The 14,406-nt window shown below is 74.3% G+C and carries 11 protein-coding genes and 1 pseudogene; 8 read left to right on the top strand and 4 right to left on the bottom strand.

Translation table 11 applies throughout. From position 1 onward, the window contains the following. Positions 1-32: 32 nt before the first annotated feature. Positions 33-659: a histidine phosphatase family protein gene (locus OG559_RS16275; protein ID WP_405104737.1), complete on the bottom strand. Its 627-nt coding sequence runs from the start codon at positions 657-659 to the stop codon at positions 33-35. A gap of 170 nt (positions 660-829) precedes the next feature. Here OG559_RS16275 and OG559_RS16270 point away from each other — a divergent pair, with 170 nt between their 5' ends. The 3 genes from OG559_RS16270 (at position 830) to OG559_RS16260 (ending at position 2,712) form a co-directional block, all read left to right on the top strand. Then, positions 830-1,261 carry a DUF6234 family protein gene (locus OG559_RS16270; RefSeq protein ID WP_405104735.1) on the top strand — a complete coding sequence of 144 codons (432 nt, stop codon included), beginning with the start codon at positions 830-832 and terminating at the stop codon, positions 1,259-1,261. A 39-nt stretch (positions 1,262-1,300) separates the two neighbouring features. Continuing rightward, positions 1,301-1,834 (top strand): GNAT family N-acetyltransferase, encoded by a 534-nt coding sequence (locus OG559_RS16265; protein ID WP_405104733.1) that lies wholly within the window; start codon positions 1,301-1,303, stop codon positions 1,832-1,834. Between the two features lie 197 nt (positions 1,835-2,031). Further along, entirely contained in the window at positions 2,032-2,712 is a 681-nt protein-coding gene (locus OG559_RS16260) for a hypothetical protein (protein ID WP_405104731.1), read from the top strand. Positions 2,713-2,812: 100 nt separating this feature from the next. Here OG559_RS16260 and ychF read toward each other — a convergent pair whose 3' ends face one another. From ychF to OG559_RS16245, 3 genes and pseudogenes are all read right to left on the bottom strand, one after another. After that, the gene (ychF, locus tag OG559_RS16255; protein ID WP_405104729.1) at positions 2,813-3,898 is read right to left on the bottom strand and encodes a redox-regulated ATPase YchF; all 1,086 of its coding nucleotides are present in this window, start codon (positions 3,896-3,898) and stop codon (positions 2,813-2,815) included. Positions 3,899-3,937: 39 nt separating this feature from the next. Next, on the bottom strand, positions 3,938-4,672 hold the full coding sequence (locus OG559_RS16250) for a Type 1 glutamine amidotransferase-like domain-containing protein (protein ID WP_405104727.1): 735 nt from the start codon (positions 4,670-4,672) through the stop codon (positions 3,938-3,940). Between the two features lie 285 nt (positions 4,673-4,957). Further along, a pseudogene (locus OG559_RS16245) lies at positions 4,958-5,368 on the bottom strand (hypothetical protein); the annotation flags it as partial. Between the two features lie 222 nt (positions 5,369-5,590). On the opposite strand from OG559_RS16245, the gene OG559_RS16240 reads away from it, so the two are divergent. The 5 genes from OG559_RS16240 to valS all read left to right on the top strand — a co-directional run bounded on the left by OG559_RS16240 (position 5,591) and on the right by valS (position 14,403). After that, positions 5,591-7,108, top strand: a complete 1,518-nt coding sequence (locus tag OG559_RS16240; RefSeq protein ID WP_405104725.1) for a DNA-3-methyladenine glycosylase 2 family protein — start codon at positions 5,591-5,593, stop codon at positions 7,106-7,108. Further along, positions 7,105-7,617, top strand: coding sequence for a methylated-DNA--[protein]-cysteine S-methyltransferase (locus tag OG559_RS16235; RefSeq protein WP_396670235.1), 513 nt, complete (start codon positions 7,105-7,107; stop codon positions 7,615-7,617). Before OG559_RS16240 ends, OG559_RS16235 begins: the two co-directional genes overlap by 4 nt. A gap of 116 nt (positions 7,618-7,733) precedes the next feature. After that, positions 7,734-9,626, top strand: coding sequence for an ABC transporter ATP-binding protein (locus OG559_RS16230; RefSeq protein ID WP_405104723.1), 1,893 nt, complete (start codon positions 7,734-7,736; stop codon positions 9,624-9,626). A gap of 119 nt (positions 9,627-9,745) precedes the next feature. Then, positions 9,746-11,608 carry an ABC transporter ATP-binding protein gene (locus tag OG559_RS16225; RefSeq protein ID WP_405116701.1) on the top strand — a complete coding sequence of 621 codons (1,863 nt, stop codon included), beginning with the start codon at positions 9,746-9,748 and terminating at the stop codon, positions 11,606-11,608. Between the two features lie 125 nt (positions 11,609-11,733). Further along, positions 11,734-14,403, top strand: a complete 2,670-nt coding sequence (gene valS, locus OG559_RS16220; protein ID WP_405104721.1) for a valine--tRNA ligase — start codon at positions 11,734-11,736, stop codon at positions 14,401-14,403. Positions 14,404-14,406 lie beyond the last annotated feature (3 nt).

The following is a 14,406-nucleotide window of genomic DNA, read 5'->3' as shown; positions in this document are numbered from 1 at the left end:
GGGCGGGCGGGGGTGGGCGGGCGGGTGGGGCGTCAGGAGACGTCGCTGAAGCGGCGCAGGGTCCACCGGGCCGGCGGCCAGCCGGTGGGGTCGTCGTCGGTGGTCCACTCAGTGGTCGAGGCCGGGGCCACCGCCACGTCGAACGCCCTGAACATCGGCTGGGCGGCGAGGGCGTGGAAGGAGCCCTCGACCGTCTCGGTGTGCCCGACCAGCACGACCGTGCCGCCCCGGTGCCGGTGCGCGATGTCCATGATCGCGCGGCTGACCCTCACGGTCAGCTCCGCCCAGGTCTCGTTGCCCTCCTCGAACGGCCGAAACACCCCACCGCCCGCCGTCGCGTGGTCGGTCTGGAACCGGGTCGTCGACAACCCGTCGGCGTACGGCGGGGTGTGCCAGGCGCACAGCCCGCAGTCCGCCACCGGGCTGACGCCCAGCGCCGAGGCGATGGGCCAGGCGGTCTCGACCGCCCGGCGCAGCACGGAGGAGTAGACGGCCACGGGGCCGGAGACCGCGAGTTCGTCGGCGAGCCGCCCGGCCAGCCTGCGCGCCTGCTGGTGGCCCACCTCGGTCAGTCCCCGGCAGCCGTGCGGGCCGCCCACCACCCCCTCGACCTGGTGTACCGACTCACCGTGTCGGACGAAGAGCAGCCGAGTTCGCATCAGGTCATCATGCAGCGCGTTCGCTGACCTGTCGATCAACGAATGCGTATCGGTCCAGGTCGGACATCGAAACGGACCGGGTCGGCGGCCCCGACGACGCCGAGCCCGGGCTCGCCCGCTGAGTACGCCGACTCATGCCCTTGGGGGCGCTCCGGTGCAGGCTGGGCACCATGGCGTCCTCCACCTCCGCCCCGACCGCGCGGCGCGGCGGTCCCGTCGTCGGGCTCCTGACGCTGCTCTGGGTCGGGGGCCTGCTCGCGCTCTTCTACCGCTGGCTCGCCATCGGCATGGAACACTGGGCCGCCTCGTACTCCTCCCCGAGCAGCGAGACGGAGTACCTGGGCCGCCAGCTGTCCCAGGCGATGCTGGCCATGCTCCTGCTGGCGGCGGCCGGGCCGGCGGTGATCGCCGCAGTGGCGTACAGGATGCGGCTGGCCCGCACCGCGATCGTCTTCCTGGTGCTGGCCGTCGTCGGCGGCGTCCCGGCGCTGACACTGGCCGCGTACACCTACCGCGACCTGGACCCGCCGCCCCCACCGCCGGCGCCGGTGTCCGGATGCCGCGAGCACAGCGGGGGCGACAGCAGTTGCCCGGGCGGCTGAAGCCGGCCGTGGCGTGCGCACGGGCACTATCGTTGCCGAATGCCCGAACTGGTCGCGCCCACCGTCCGGCTGCACGCCGCCTGGCTCGCGGCGCGCGACGAGTGGGGTCCCGGCCTGCACGAGGACGGCTTCGGGGTGGGCCTCTCCGACGACGTGCACTCCCCCGCCGGGTTCGCCGCCTGGGTGACCCGGCTGACCGACCAGGCCGATCCGACGAAGCCGCCGGAGAGCGGCCGGGTGCGGTGCACGTACCGCTGGATCGTCGAGGACGACCGGGTGCTCGGCGGGATCGCGCTGCGCCACGAGCTGAACGACCGTCTGCGGCAACTCGGCCACATCGGGTACGGCGTCCGGCCGTCCGCCCGGCAGCGGGGCCTGGCCACCTGGGCGCTGGGGCGGATGCTCGTTGAGGCGCGAGCCCTCGGCCTGGAGCGGGTCCTGATCGTCTGCGAGGCGGACAACGTGGCCTCGGCGAGGACGATCGAACGCCACGGCGGCGAACTGGAGGGCGTCCAGGAGACGGAACTTGGCCCCGCCCGGCGCTACTGGGTCAGGCTCCAGTGCCTGGCGTGAAGCGGGAAGCACCCCCGATGAATCATGACAGCGATGGCCGAGCCCATGGATTTTTCGCCGAGCAGTAATCGACCAACCAGAATCCGGGCCGAGAAAGATAGACTTCGTTGTCACGGGCGACCGGCGAAGCATCCGGTGGTGAGGAGGACCCGATGACACCTCGGCCGTGTACGGACGGCACATTCCAGCACCTGTCGGTGGATCTCGCTCTCGACCGCGCTGGGGCTCACGGGTATTCGGGTCTCACGCTGTGTTCGGCTCCGGAGCGTCCGGTCTGGGGCCATGACCAGTGGGCGATCGACCTTGCCTACGAAGAGTATCGCAGCGACGCATACGTCGACATCGCCGCGTTGCCGCCGTGTGTGGAGTGCCTGCGGGTGGCGGAGTTGCTGGCCGACCCCGATACGGCGCCGCCGCTGCATCGGAGGCCTCCCCCACCGGATTTCGCTTCGGGGTTCACCGGTGACGCGATCCGGATCGCCCTGCGCACCGACATCGCCACCGGCGCCTTGCCCGGCCAGCGGGCCGCCGTGCACCTGCTGACCTTCACCGCGCTCCCGGACCAGCCGGGCTTCGGTGACCTCGTGCGGATCCTGGATCTGTTGTGGGACGACGAGATCGTGCGGATGGGGCAGGTCACCGATTGGTCGGCGGTGGTCGGATTCGCGGCGACCGCCGACGTGCCGGACCGTGACCGGCGAATGATCGCCGTGGCCACGAGCCTCGCTGGCGGGCCGCCGGTCGACCTCGGAGCCGCCGCCAGCTTCGCCGATGACCCAGCGGCGGCCCGACGGGTGGTCGAGGCGGTCGCGATCGCCACGGGTCACGGCGACCGGTGGAAGCTCACGGAGTCACCCGCTCCGAGCGCCCACACCTAACTGCGGTACGTCCACCGCCGCCACTTCCACACCCGCTCCGACGCTCGCCTGAAGATCGTTACCTGGGCCGAGGCGTGTGAGCTGCGAGAGCGGGCCGGGTTCAGACGTTGAACCTGAACTCGACGACGTCGCCGTCCTGCATGACGTACTCTTTGCCCTCGATGCGGACCTTGCCGGCCGCCTTCGCCGCCGCCATCGATCCGGCCGCGACCAGGTCGTCGAAGGAGACCACCTCGGCCTTGATGAAACCGCGCTGGAAGTCGGAGTGGATGACCCCCGCGGCCTCCGGGGCGGTCGCCCCGACCGGGACGGTCCAGGCCCGCGACTCCTTGGGCCCCGCCGTCAGGTACGTCTGGAGCCCGAGCGTGCGGAAGCCGATCCGGACGAGCTGGTTGAGGCCGGGCTCGGCCTGACCGATCGACTCCAGCAGCTCACGGGCCTCCTCCTCGGGCAGGTCCACCAGCTCAGACTCGATCTTGGCGTCCATGAAGACGGCCTCGGCCGGGGCGACCAGGGCGCGCAGCTCGTCGAGGAACTCGGCGTTGGCCAGCTCGGCCTCGTCGACGTTGAAGACGTACAGGAAGGGCTTGGTGGTGAGCAGGTGCAGCTCGCGCAGGTGCTCCAGCTCGATCTTCGCGGCGGCGGCGCCCGCGTACAGCGTGGTGCCGCCGTCGAGGACCTCGACGGCCTGCTTCGCGGCGGCCACGGCGGCGGCCCGGTCCTTGCGGAGCTTGGCCTCCTTCTCCAGCCGGGGCAGCGCCTTCTCCAGGGTCTGGAGGTCGGCCAGGATCAGCTCGGTGTTGATCGTCTCGATGTCGTCGGCCGGGGAGATCTTGCCGTCGACGTGCACCACGTTCGGGTCGGAGAAGGCCCGCACCACCTGGCAGATCGCGGACGCGTCGCGGATGTTCGCCAGGAACGCGTTGCCCCGGCCCTGCCCCTTCGAGGCGCCCCGGACCAGGCCGGCGATGTCGACGAACGACACCGGCGCCGGTAGCACCTTCTGCGAGGAGAAGATCTCGGCCAGCTTGTTCAGCCGCTCGTCCGGCAGCCCGACGACGCCGACGTTGGGCTCGATCGTGGCGAACGGGTAGTTCGCCGCGAGCACGTCGTTCTTGGTCAGCGCGTTGAACAGGGTGCTCTTGCCGACGTTGGGCAGGCCGACGATCCCGATGGTGAGGCTCACGGGCGGCCAGTCTACGCGGCCGGCATCGGCCGTCTGCGGTCAGCTCAGCAGACGCGGCTCGATCCGGGTCTCCCGGACCTCGCCGTCCCCGGACCGGGCGACCTCGTACGCCGCGACGCCCTCGCGGTCGGCGACCGCCTCGACCAGCCGGGTGCCCCGGTAGACCAGCCCGACCCCGTCGTCGGTGCAGTGGCTGGTCGGGAGCGTGCCGTCGGCGACCAGCCCGTGCATCAGCGGTCGCCGCTGGTCCTCGCTGTCGTAGTGCACCCCGTTGCCGTACGGCAGCCAGCCCAGGCCGTCGGTGAAACCGCGCAGCCGGGGGCCGAAACTGTCGGTGGCGCCGCCGAGGTGCCAGCAGATCGAGCCGGCGGAGACCCCGGCCAGCACCACCCCGGCCTGCCAGCACTCGTGCAGGATCTCGTCGAGGCCGTGCACCCGCCACACCGCGCACAGGTTGGCCACGCTGCCGCCGCCGACCCAGATCACGTCCCGGGCGAGCAGGTGGGCCCGGACGTCGTCCACGTTCGGCATGGGGAACAGCGCCAGGTGCGACGCCCGGAACCGGGTGCCGGCGAACGCCGCGTAGACGGCGGCGATCGAGGCGTCCCGGTCGCCGACGGCCTGGCCGAGGTAGCACAGTCGCGGCTCGGGGCCGGCCTGGGCCAGCTCGGCGGCCAGCTCGAACACCAGCCCGGGGCGCAGGTCGTTGAGGCCGCGACGGCGGCTGAAGAAGCCCATGCTGGTGGCGACGATGGTCGGCTCGCTGGCGGGCACGGCGGTCCTCTCCTCAGGGTCCTACCCCGGCATTGTGCCCCACCTCGCACCGGCGCGGTTCGCTCAGCCCTCAGCCCTCAGCCACGCCCCGGATCGCGACACCCGACGCCGCTCGCCGGCCCGCTCGCGGTGGGCCGTGCCGGGTCAGCCGGCCAGCAGACGCCGCTCCCCGGCGCCCGGCCCGACGGCCCCCCGCCCGGACCCGGCCGGGCCCCGTGCGGCCCCGGGCCGCTCCCCGCTGGGCAGCTCACGGCCGGTGGCCCCGGACAGCTCGTGGGTCGTGAACTCACCACGGGCCGTCGGCGGCAGCTCGCGGGCCGCCGACGCCGGCAGCGTGAACCGGTACGCGGCGGGCGGGCCGGCCGCCACGGACTCGCCGAGCATCCAACGCACCTCGTCGACCGTCCAGCCCAGCCCGGAGCGGCCGGCGATCTCCCGGACCAGGCGCAGCCCCACCCGCGTGTCGTCGTCGTAGAAGCGCATGCACCAGTGGTGCGCCCACATGCCGAGGGCGCGCAGGCCCGCGGCGTCGAGCGACGCGGCGAGCCGGCCGCAGGCCGTGTCCCGGAACGCCCGCCCCGGGTCACCGGCCCGATCCCGCTCCATCGCGCCGTACGCCGCCGGGGCGACCGCCCGCATCCGGTCGTAGAAGCCCTGAACCACCGTGCGGTCGAGCCGCGCCCGCCCCGACCGCATCAGCGGACACCTCGCCCGGCCACGCTCGCCATCGCCGCACCCTTCTTGAGTTGGTGGCGGAGACCGTACCGGCACCTACCGACACTTTCGGCCCGGATATCCGTTCCCGGCCGGGACGGGCCGGCTGAGGTGGAGCGATGCCGCGAGGGCCCCTGCCCACCCCCACGGCCAGGTCCGATTTCCGCGAGCCGGAGGGTCGGGCGGCGGGGCAGTATCGGTGTCGTGGAATTGGACTTCGAGCGGTGCTACCGGGCGGTCGACAGCCGTGACCAGCGATTCGACGGCTGGTTCTACACGGGCGTGACGTCGACCGGGATCTACTGCCGGCCGTCCTGCCCGGCGATGACGCCCAAGCGGCGCAACGTCCGGTTCTTCCCGTCGGCCGCCGCCGCGCAGGGAGCCGGGCTGCGGGCCTGCCGCCGCTGCCACCCGGACGCCGCCCCGGGCTCGCCCCAGTGGGACGTCCGGGCGGACGTGGTGGGGCGGGCCATGCGGCTGATCGCCGACGGGGTGGTCGACCGGGACGGCGTGCCGGGGCTGGCCGCCCGGCTCGGCTACACCGAACGTCACCTGCACCGGATGCTGCGCGCCGAGCTGGGCGCCGGGCCCCTGGCGCTCGCCCGGGCGCAGCGTGCGCAGACCGCCCGGATCCTGATCGAGACGACCGGGCTCGGGATGGCCGAGGTCGCGTTCGCGGCCGGGTTCGGCAGCGTCCGGCAGTTCAACGACACGGTCCGCGAGGTCTACGCCACCGCCCCGTCGGAGCTGCGCGACGCCCGGGGACGGGCACCGGTGGCCGGGGGGCCGGGCACGATCGCGCTGCGGTTGGCGTACCGGCCGCCGTTGCACGCGTCGGCGCTGCTGGACTTCCTCGCGCTGCGGGCCCTGCCCGGGGTGGAGGAGGTGCGCGACGGGACGTACCGCCGGGGGTTGCGGCTGCCGCACGGCGGCGCGGAGGTGGCGCTGACCCCGGTGGCCGGGCACGTGGCGGCCACGCTGCGGCTGGCCGACATGCGCGACCTGGCCCCGGCGGTGGCCCGCTGCCGCCGGCTGCTCGACCTCGACGCCGACCCGGCCGCCGTGGACGGCACACTCGCCGCCGACCCCGCCCTCGCCCCGCTGGTGGCGGCGGAGCCCGGGATCCGCGTCCCGCGCGCCGTCGACGGCTTCGAGATGCTCGTCCGCGCGATCGTCGGCCAACAGGTCTCGGTCACCTCAGCCCGAACCACCCTGAGTCATCTCCTCCCCCGCACCCCGGCCCCCATGTCGGTTGATCAAGAGGTCCACGTCGCCGAACCCGCCCCACCAGGACACAAACCTCTTGATCAACGCGGGGAGCCGGGTTGGGGGACCGGTGGGGTGGGGCGGGGGTTTCCTACGGCGGAGGAGGTGTTGGGGATCGCCGACGGCGGGTTCCGGATGCCGGTGGGGCGGCGGGAGACGATCCGGGCGGCGGCGCGGGCCGTCGTCGACGGGGAGTTGGACCTCGACCCCGGCGGGGACCGGGAGGAGACCGTTCGACGGCTGCTCGCCGTCCCCGGGATCGGCGCGTGGACGGCCGGCTACGTGGCCATGCGCGCCCTCGGTGACCCCGACGTTCAGCTCCACACCGACCTGGCCGTGCGGCGCGGTGCCGCCGCGCTCGGCCTCCCCGACGCCCCGTTGACCCTCGACGCGTACGCGGAACGCTGGCGCCCCTGGCGCTCGTACGCGGTGATCAGACTCTGGAGAGCAGCATGAACGTCACCCTCGACGGCACGGTCACGGACACCCCCGCCGGCCCGCTGAGCATCCTGACCGGCCCCGACGGCGCGGTCCGGGCCGCCGGTTTCACCCCCGAACCGGAGACGCTGCTGCCGCTGGTGCACTCCGGCCTGCGCGGGCCGGTCCGGCGGCGGACGGAGCTCGGCCCGGTCACCGCGGCGGTCGCCGCGTACCTGGACGGGGAGCTGACCGCGATCGACACGGTGCCGGTGGAGCAGCACACCGGCGGCGTGTTCATGGCGCACGCGTGGCGGGTGCTGCGCGAGGTCGGTCCCGGCCGGCCGGTCACCTACACCGGGTACGCCGGGCTGGCCGGCCGGCCGGCGGCGGTCCGTGCCGCGGCGGCTGCCTGCGCGCGCAACGCCGCCGCCCTGTTCGTCCCGTGTCACCGGGTGCTGCGCACCGACGGCGGCCTCGGCGGCTACCGCTGGGGGCTGGACGTGAAGCGGTGGCTGCTCGCCCACGAGGCACCCGCCGGACGGTGAGCGCGCCGGGCGCGACCGAACCGGTCGGGGCCGAGGGCGGGCAGGGTCCAGACGTGCCGAAGGACGTGCTGAAAGTTGACAGCGGCGGCAGTCCCGTTTGACGCTACCGTCGGGAAGTGCCTGCCGAGAGCGACGGCGACCCGGCCCAACCGGCCGACCGCGCTCGCCCGCTGCGCAACCTCTGGCGGCTCCGCCCCTACCTGCGCCCGTACGCCGTCCAGTTCTGCTGGCTGCTGGCGGCGGCGCTGGCCGGCACCGGCGCGAGCCTCGCCGTGCCGCTCGTGGTGCAGCGGGTGGTCGACGGCCCGATCGCCCGGCACGACCCGGCCGGCCTGGTCCGGCTCGGCGGCCTGGCCCTGCTGCTCGGCCTGGCCGAGGCGCTGCTGATCTTCATCCGCCGGTGGACGCAGTCCTCGTCGTCGGTGGGCATGGAGGCGGCGATCCGCGCCGACGTCTACGCCCACCTGCAACGGTTGCCGCCCGGCTTCCACGACCGGTGGCAGACCGGGCAGTTGCTCTCGCGGGTCACCAGCGACCTGTCGGTGATCCGCCGGTTCCTCTCCTTCGGCCTGCTGTTCCTGGTGCTCAACCTGGTGACGTACGCCGCCGTGGTGGTGCTGCTGATCCGGCTGCATCCCGCGCTGGGGGCGCTGGTCGCGGCCAGCGCCGTACCGCTGTTCCTGATCAGTCGCAGGTTCGGGCGGCACTACCACGACGCGTCGCGCCGGATGCAGGACCAGCAGGGCGACGTGGCCACGCTGGTCGAGGAGACCGCGCAGGGGCTACGCACCATGAAGGCGTACGGCCGGGGGCCCGAGCTGGCCAGCCGGTTCGCGGCCGGCGCCCGGGCGCTGCACGACACCGGGGTCGCCAAGGGGCGGCTGCTGGCCCGTACCTCCGCGCTGTTCGACCTGGTGCCGAACCTGACCCTCGGCGTGGTGCTGGTCGCCGGGGCGATGGCCGCCGCCCGGGGCGCGCTCACCATCGGCGAGCTGGTCGCCTTCGTCAGCCTGCAACTGATGCTGATCTGGCCGGTGCAGTCGCTCGGCTGGATCATCGCCAACGGCCAGGAGGCGGCGACCGCCGCCGACCGCATCCAGGAGGTGCTGGACACTCGACCGTCCATCGTGGACGCGCCGGACGCGGTCACCCTGGCCCGGCCGGCGGTCCACGGCCGGCTGGTCTTCCACCGGGTGTCGTTCCGCTACCCGGGAACCCCCGCGCCGGTGCTGCGGGAGATCGACCTGACCGTCGAGCCGGGCGAGACCCTGGCCCTGGTCGGCGCGACCGGCACCGGCAAGAGCACCCTGCTCTCCCTGGTCCCCCGGCTGCACGAGGTGACCGGCGGGCGGATCACCCTGGACGGCCACGACCTGCGCGAGCTGCGGCTGGCCTCGCTGCGCCGGCTGGTCGGGGTGGCCTTCGAGGAGCCGACCCTGTTCTCCATGTCGGTGTGGGAGAACCTCACCCTGGGCCGCCCGGACGCCGACGAGGACGACGTCCGGGCGGCGCTCGCGCTGGCCCAGGCCGACTTCGTGTACGAGCTGCCGTGGGGGTTGGCCACCCGGGTCGGTGAGCAGGGGCTCACCCTCTCCGGCGGGCAGCGGCAGCGGCTGGCGCTGGCCCGGGCGGTGCTCGGCCGGCCCCCGCTGCTGGTGCTCGACGACCCGCTGTCCGCCCTCGACGTGCACACCGAGGCACTGGTGGAAACGGCGCTGCGGCGGGTGCTGCGGGACACCACCGCGCTGCTCGTGGTGCACCGGCCGTCGACCGTGGCGCTGGCCGACCGGGTCGCGCTGCTGGAGCGGGGCCGGATCACGGCGATCGGCACCCACTCGCGGCTGCTGGCCGAGGTGCCGGCGTACCGGGCGGTCCTCTCCGCCGCCCCCAGCACTCCCTCCGGAGCCGCGACCGTCCCGACCGCGCCGTGCGCCGGCCCGGCGGTGTCGGCTGCAGGCCCGTCCGGGCCGGCCGCCGGACCGGACGAGCGGGGGCTGGTGCTGTCGTGACCGCCGCCGACCCCACGGTCCGCCACCCCGAGGACGAGCCCGCCGACGGGCCGGTCGGCCCGCCGGGCGCAACCGACCGGGGCGGCCGGGGCGCGGCGGGCCGGCAGACACGGGGCGCGGTGGACCGGCCGGCGCGGGCCGCGCCGGATTTGGACCGGTGGCGAGGGCGGGCCACCGACCCGGAGGCCGACCGCAGCCGGGCGGAGGAGGCCACGCCCGAAGCGCTCGCCCGGCTGCGCGTCCACAGCCGGGCGCTGCTGCGGGACCTGCTGCGCCCACACCGGCGCCGGCTCGGGGCGGCCGTCGGGCTGCTGCTGGCGCAGAACGCCGCCGCCATGTCCGGGCCGTACCTGGTGATGCTCGGCATCGACCGGGCGATCGTTCCGCTGCGGTCCGGGGACAGCGGGCCGCTCGTCGCGATCGCCGGGGCCTTCGCCGCCGCCGCGCTGACCGAGTACGCGGCCCGGCGCGGCTTCCTCGCCCTCTCCACCAGGATCGGCCAGGCCGTCCTGCTGGAGCTGCGGCAGCGGGTGTACGGCCACTTCCTGCGGCTGTCCGTCGGCTTCCACGAGCGCTACACCTCGGGCCGGATGATCTCCCGGCTCACGAGCGACCTGGACTCCATCGCCGAACTGGTCGACGGCGGCGTGGACAGCCTCGTCCTCGCCGCCCTGTCCATCCTCTCCGTGGCCGGCATCCTGCTCTGGCTGGACCCGCCGCTGGCCGCGGTGACCCTGCTGGCGTTCCCGTTCCTGTTCTGGCTGTCCCGCTGGTTCGCCCGCGCGTCGGCCGGGGCGTACCGGCGGACCCGGGAGGCGGTGGCGCTGCTGATCGTCCACTTCGTGGAGTCGCTGCGCGGCATCCGCGCGGTGCAGGCGTACCGGCGGGAGCCACGCAACCAGCGGATCTTCGCCGCCGTCAACGACGACTACCGGCGGACCAGCCTGCACGCGTTCCGGCTGATCGCCACGTACTCGCCGGGGATCAAGGTCATCGGCAACGTGACCGTGGCGGTGGTGCTCGGCTACGGCGGAACCCGGGTGCTCGGCGGCGGGATGGAGGTGGGGGTGCTCGCCGCGTTCCTGCTGTACCTGCGCCGGTTCTTCGAGCCGATGCAGGAGCTCAGCCAGTTCTACAACTCGCTCCAGTCGGCGACGGCGGCCCTGGAGAAGCTGGCCGGGGTGCTCGACGAGCGGCCGGCGGTGGCCGAGCCGACCCGCCCGACGCCGCTGCCCGACGGCCCGGGGCGGGGGGCGGTGGAGTTCCGGTCGGTCTCGTTCGGGTACCGGGCCGACGCGCCGATCCTGACCGGCCTGGACCTGACGGTGCCGGCCGGACAGACCATCGCGCTGGTCGGCCCGACGGGCGCGGGCAAGTCGACGGTCGCCAAGCTGTTGGCCCGCTTCCACGACCCGGACGCCGGCACGGTCCACCTGGACGGGGTCGACCTGCGGGACCTGGCCGACGCCGAGCTGCGCCGGGCGGTCGTGCTGGTCACCCAGGAGAACCACCTGTTCAGCGGCTCGGTGGCGGAGAACATCCGGTTCGGCCGGCCGGGCGCGGACGACGCGGCGGTGCAGGCCGCGGCGCGGGCGATCGGCGCGCACGACTTCATCGCCGCCCTGCCCGACGGGTACGACACGCAGGTGCGCCGGCGCGGCGGCCGGCTCTCGGCCGGGCAACGCCAGCTCGTGGCGTTCGCCCGGGCTTTCCTCGCCGACCCCCGGGTGCTGGTCCTGGACGAGGCGACGTCGTCGCTCGACGTGCCCACGGAGCGGCTGGTGCAGCGGGCACTCGCCACCGTGCTGCGGGACCGGACGGCGCTGGTGATCGCACACCGGCTCTCCACCGTGGAGACCGCCGACCGGGTGCTGGTCCTCGACGGCGGCCGGATCGTGGAGGACGGCCCACCGGGCCGGCTGGTCACCACCGGCGGCCGGTACGCGGCGCTGCACCGACAGTGGCGCGACTCCCTGGTCTGACGGCACGACTCGGCGCGATGCTGTCACACGTTCCGCCCGGCCGCCGCCCCGTCGAGGGCAGGTGAGCGGGACGGCAGCCGAACAAAGCCGTGGTTCGGCGCACCGCCGCTGCCTAGGATCGACGGATGACTGAGACGGCGAGGACGGCCCGCGCCGGCGTCCCCGAGCGGCCCACGCTGGACGGGCTCGAGGAGACCTGGGCCCGCCGCTGGCAGGAGGACGGCACGTACGCGTTCGACCGTTCCGAGGCGGCTGTTCCGGATCGCGGCGCGGCGTCAGGCGCGCCGAACCGGAGTGGTCGTCGGGCGGACGTGTTCTCCATCGACACCCCGCCGCCGACCGTATCGGGCGAGCTGCACATGGGGCACGTCTTCTCGTACACGCACACCGACACGGTGGCCCGCTTCCAGCGGATGCGCGGCCGGACGGTGTTCTACCCGATGGGCTGGGACGACAACGGCCTGCCCACCGAGCGCCGGGTGCAGAACGTGTACGGGGTGCGCTGCGACCCGACGCTGCCGTACGACCCGGACTGGCAGCCGCCGGCCGCCCCGGTCGACGACGCGGCCCGCAAGGACCCGACGCCGATCTCCCGGCGCAACTTCGTCGAGCTGTGCGGGACGCTGACCGCCGACGACGAGAAGATCTTCGAGGCGCTGTGGCGGCGGCTCGGGCTGTCGGTGGACTGGTCGCTGACGTACACCACGATCGGGCGGGCGGCCCGGGCGACGTCGCAGCGGGCGTTCCTGCGCAACCTGGCCCGGGGCGAGGCGTACCAGGCTGAGGCGCCGACGTTGTGGGACGTCGGGTTCGCCACCGCCGTGGCGCAGGCGGAGCTGGAGGACCGGGAGCGGCCGGGGGCATACCACCGGCTGCGGTTTACCGGGCCGGGCGGGCGGGAGGTGCTGATCGACACCACCCGGCCGGAGCTGCTGCCGGCCTGCGTGGCGCTGGTCTGCCACCCCGACGACGAGCGGTACCGGGACCTGGTGGGCTCGTCGGTGCGTACCCCCGTCTTCGGGGTCGAGGTGCCGGTGCGCGCGCACCCGCTGGCGGACCCGGTGAAGGGCACCGGCATCGCGATGGTCTGCACGTTCGGCGACCTGGCCGACGTGACCTGGTGGCGGGACCTGGACCTGGACACCCGGGTGGTGATCGGCCGGGACGGGCGGCTGCTGCCGGAGCCGCCGGCCGGCGTGCCGGCGCAGCTGTACGCGGCGCTGGCCGGGCAGACCGTGAACGGCGCCCGGCGGACGCTGGTGGGGCTGCTGGCCGACGCGGGCGACCTGGTCGGCGAGCCGCGCCCGATCACGCATCCGGTGAAGTTCTACGAGCGCGGCGACCGGCCGCTGGAGATCGTCTCCACCCGGCAGTGGTACCTGCGCAACGGCGGGCGGGACGCCGGCCTGCGCGCGGAGCTGCTGGCCCGGGGCGGGCAGCTGCGCTGGGTGCCGGAGCACATGAAGCACCGCTACGACCACTGGGTGGGCGGCCTGACCGGTGACTGGCTGGTCAGCCGGCAGCGCTTCTTCGGCGTGCCGGTGCCGGTGTGGTACCGGCTCGACGACACTGGCGAGCCGGACCTTTCCCACCCTCTCACACCAAACGAGTCGACGCTCCCGGTCGACCCGTCCAGCGAGCCGCCGCCCGGGTACGACGAGTCCCGGCGCGGCCGGCCCGGTGGTTTCGCCGGCGACCCGGACGTGCTGGACACCTGGGCCACCTCGTCGCTGACCCCGCAGATCGTCGGCGGCTGGGAGACCGACCCGGACCTGTTCCGGCAGGTCTTCCCGATGGACCTGCGCCCGCAGGGGCAGGAGATCATCCGCACCTGGCTGTTCGCCACGATCGTCCGTTCACACCTGGAGCACGGCGTGCTGCCCTGGCGGGACGCGGTGCTCTCCGGCTGGATCCTCGACCCGGACCGGAAGAAGATGTCCAAGTCCAGGGGGCAGGTGGTCACCCCGATGGCGCTGCTGGAGCAGTACGGCTCCGACGCGGTCCGGTACTGGGCGGCCAGCGGCCGGCCCGGGATGGACCTGGCCTTCGACCCGGCGCAGATCAAGGTGGGCCGGCGGCTGGCCACCAAGCTGCTCAACGCGTCGAGGTTCGCCCTCGGGCTGGGCGCGGCCGACGCGCTGCGCGCCCCGTACGACAACTCCAGCTCGGCGCGTCTGACGCCGCGCCGCGACCTGGAGCTGTCGGCCACCGAGCCGCTGGACACCGCCATGCTCGCCGAGCTGTCCGGCGTGGTCGCCGCCGCGACGGCCGCCTTCGACGGGTACGACCACACGGCCGCCCTGCAGGCGGCGGAGGCGTTCTTCTGGCGGTTCTGCGACGACTACATCGAGCTGGTGAAGGAGCGCGCCTACGGCACCGGGCCGGGGGCCGACTCGGCCCGCGCGGCGCTGGCGACCGCCCTGTCGGTGCAGTTGCGGCTGTTCGCGCCGGTGCTCCCGTTCGCCACCGAGGAGGTCTGGTCCTGGTGGCGGTACGGGTCGGTGCACCGCGCCACCTGGCCGACGACGCACGAGGTCGGTCGGGCGATCCAGGGCGACGGCGACCCGGAGCTGCTGCGGCTGGCCGGGAACGCCCTGAGCCAGGTGCGCCGGGCCAAGTCCGAGCGGAAGCTGTCGATGCGGGCGGAGGTTCCGCTGGCCGAGGCGCTCGGCCCGGCCGCCCTGCTCGACCGGCTGACGCTGATCGCCGACGACCTGCGGGCCGCCGGCCGGATCGACAGGCTCGACCTGCTGCCGGGCCGCACCCCGGAGCTGGTCGTCGCCTGCGCCTTCTGAGCC

Origin of the sequence: Micromonospora sp. NBC_01405 (assembly GCF_045040155.1) — a bacterium.
Lineage (GTDB): Bacteria > Actinomycetota > Actinomycetes > Mycobacteriales > Micromonosporaceae > Micromonospora.
The sequence above is the reverse complement of the archived record's forward strand: the minus strand, read 5'-3'. Positions and strand labels throughout refer to the sequence as shown.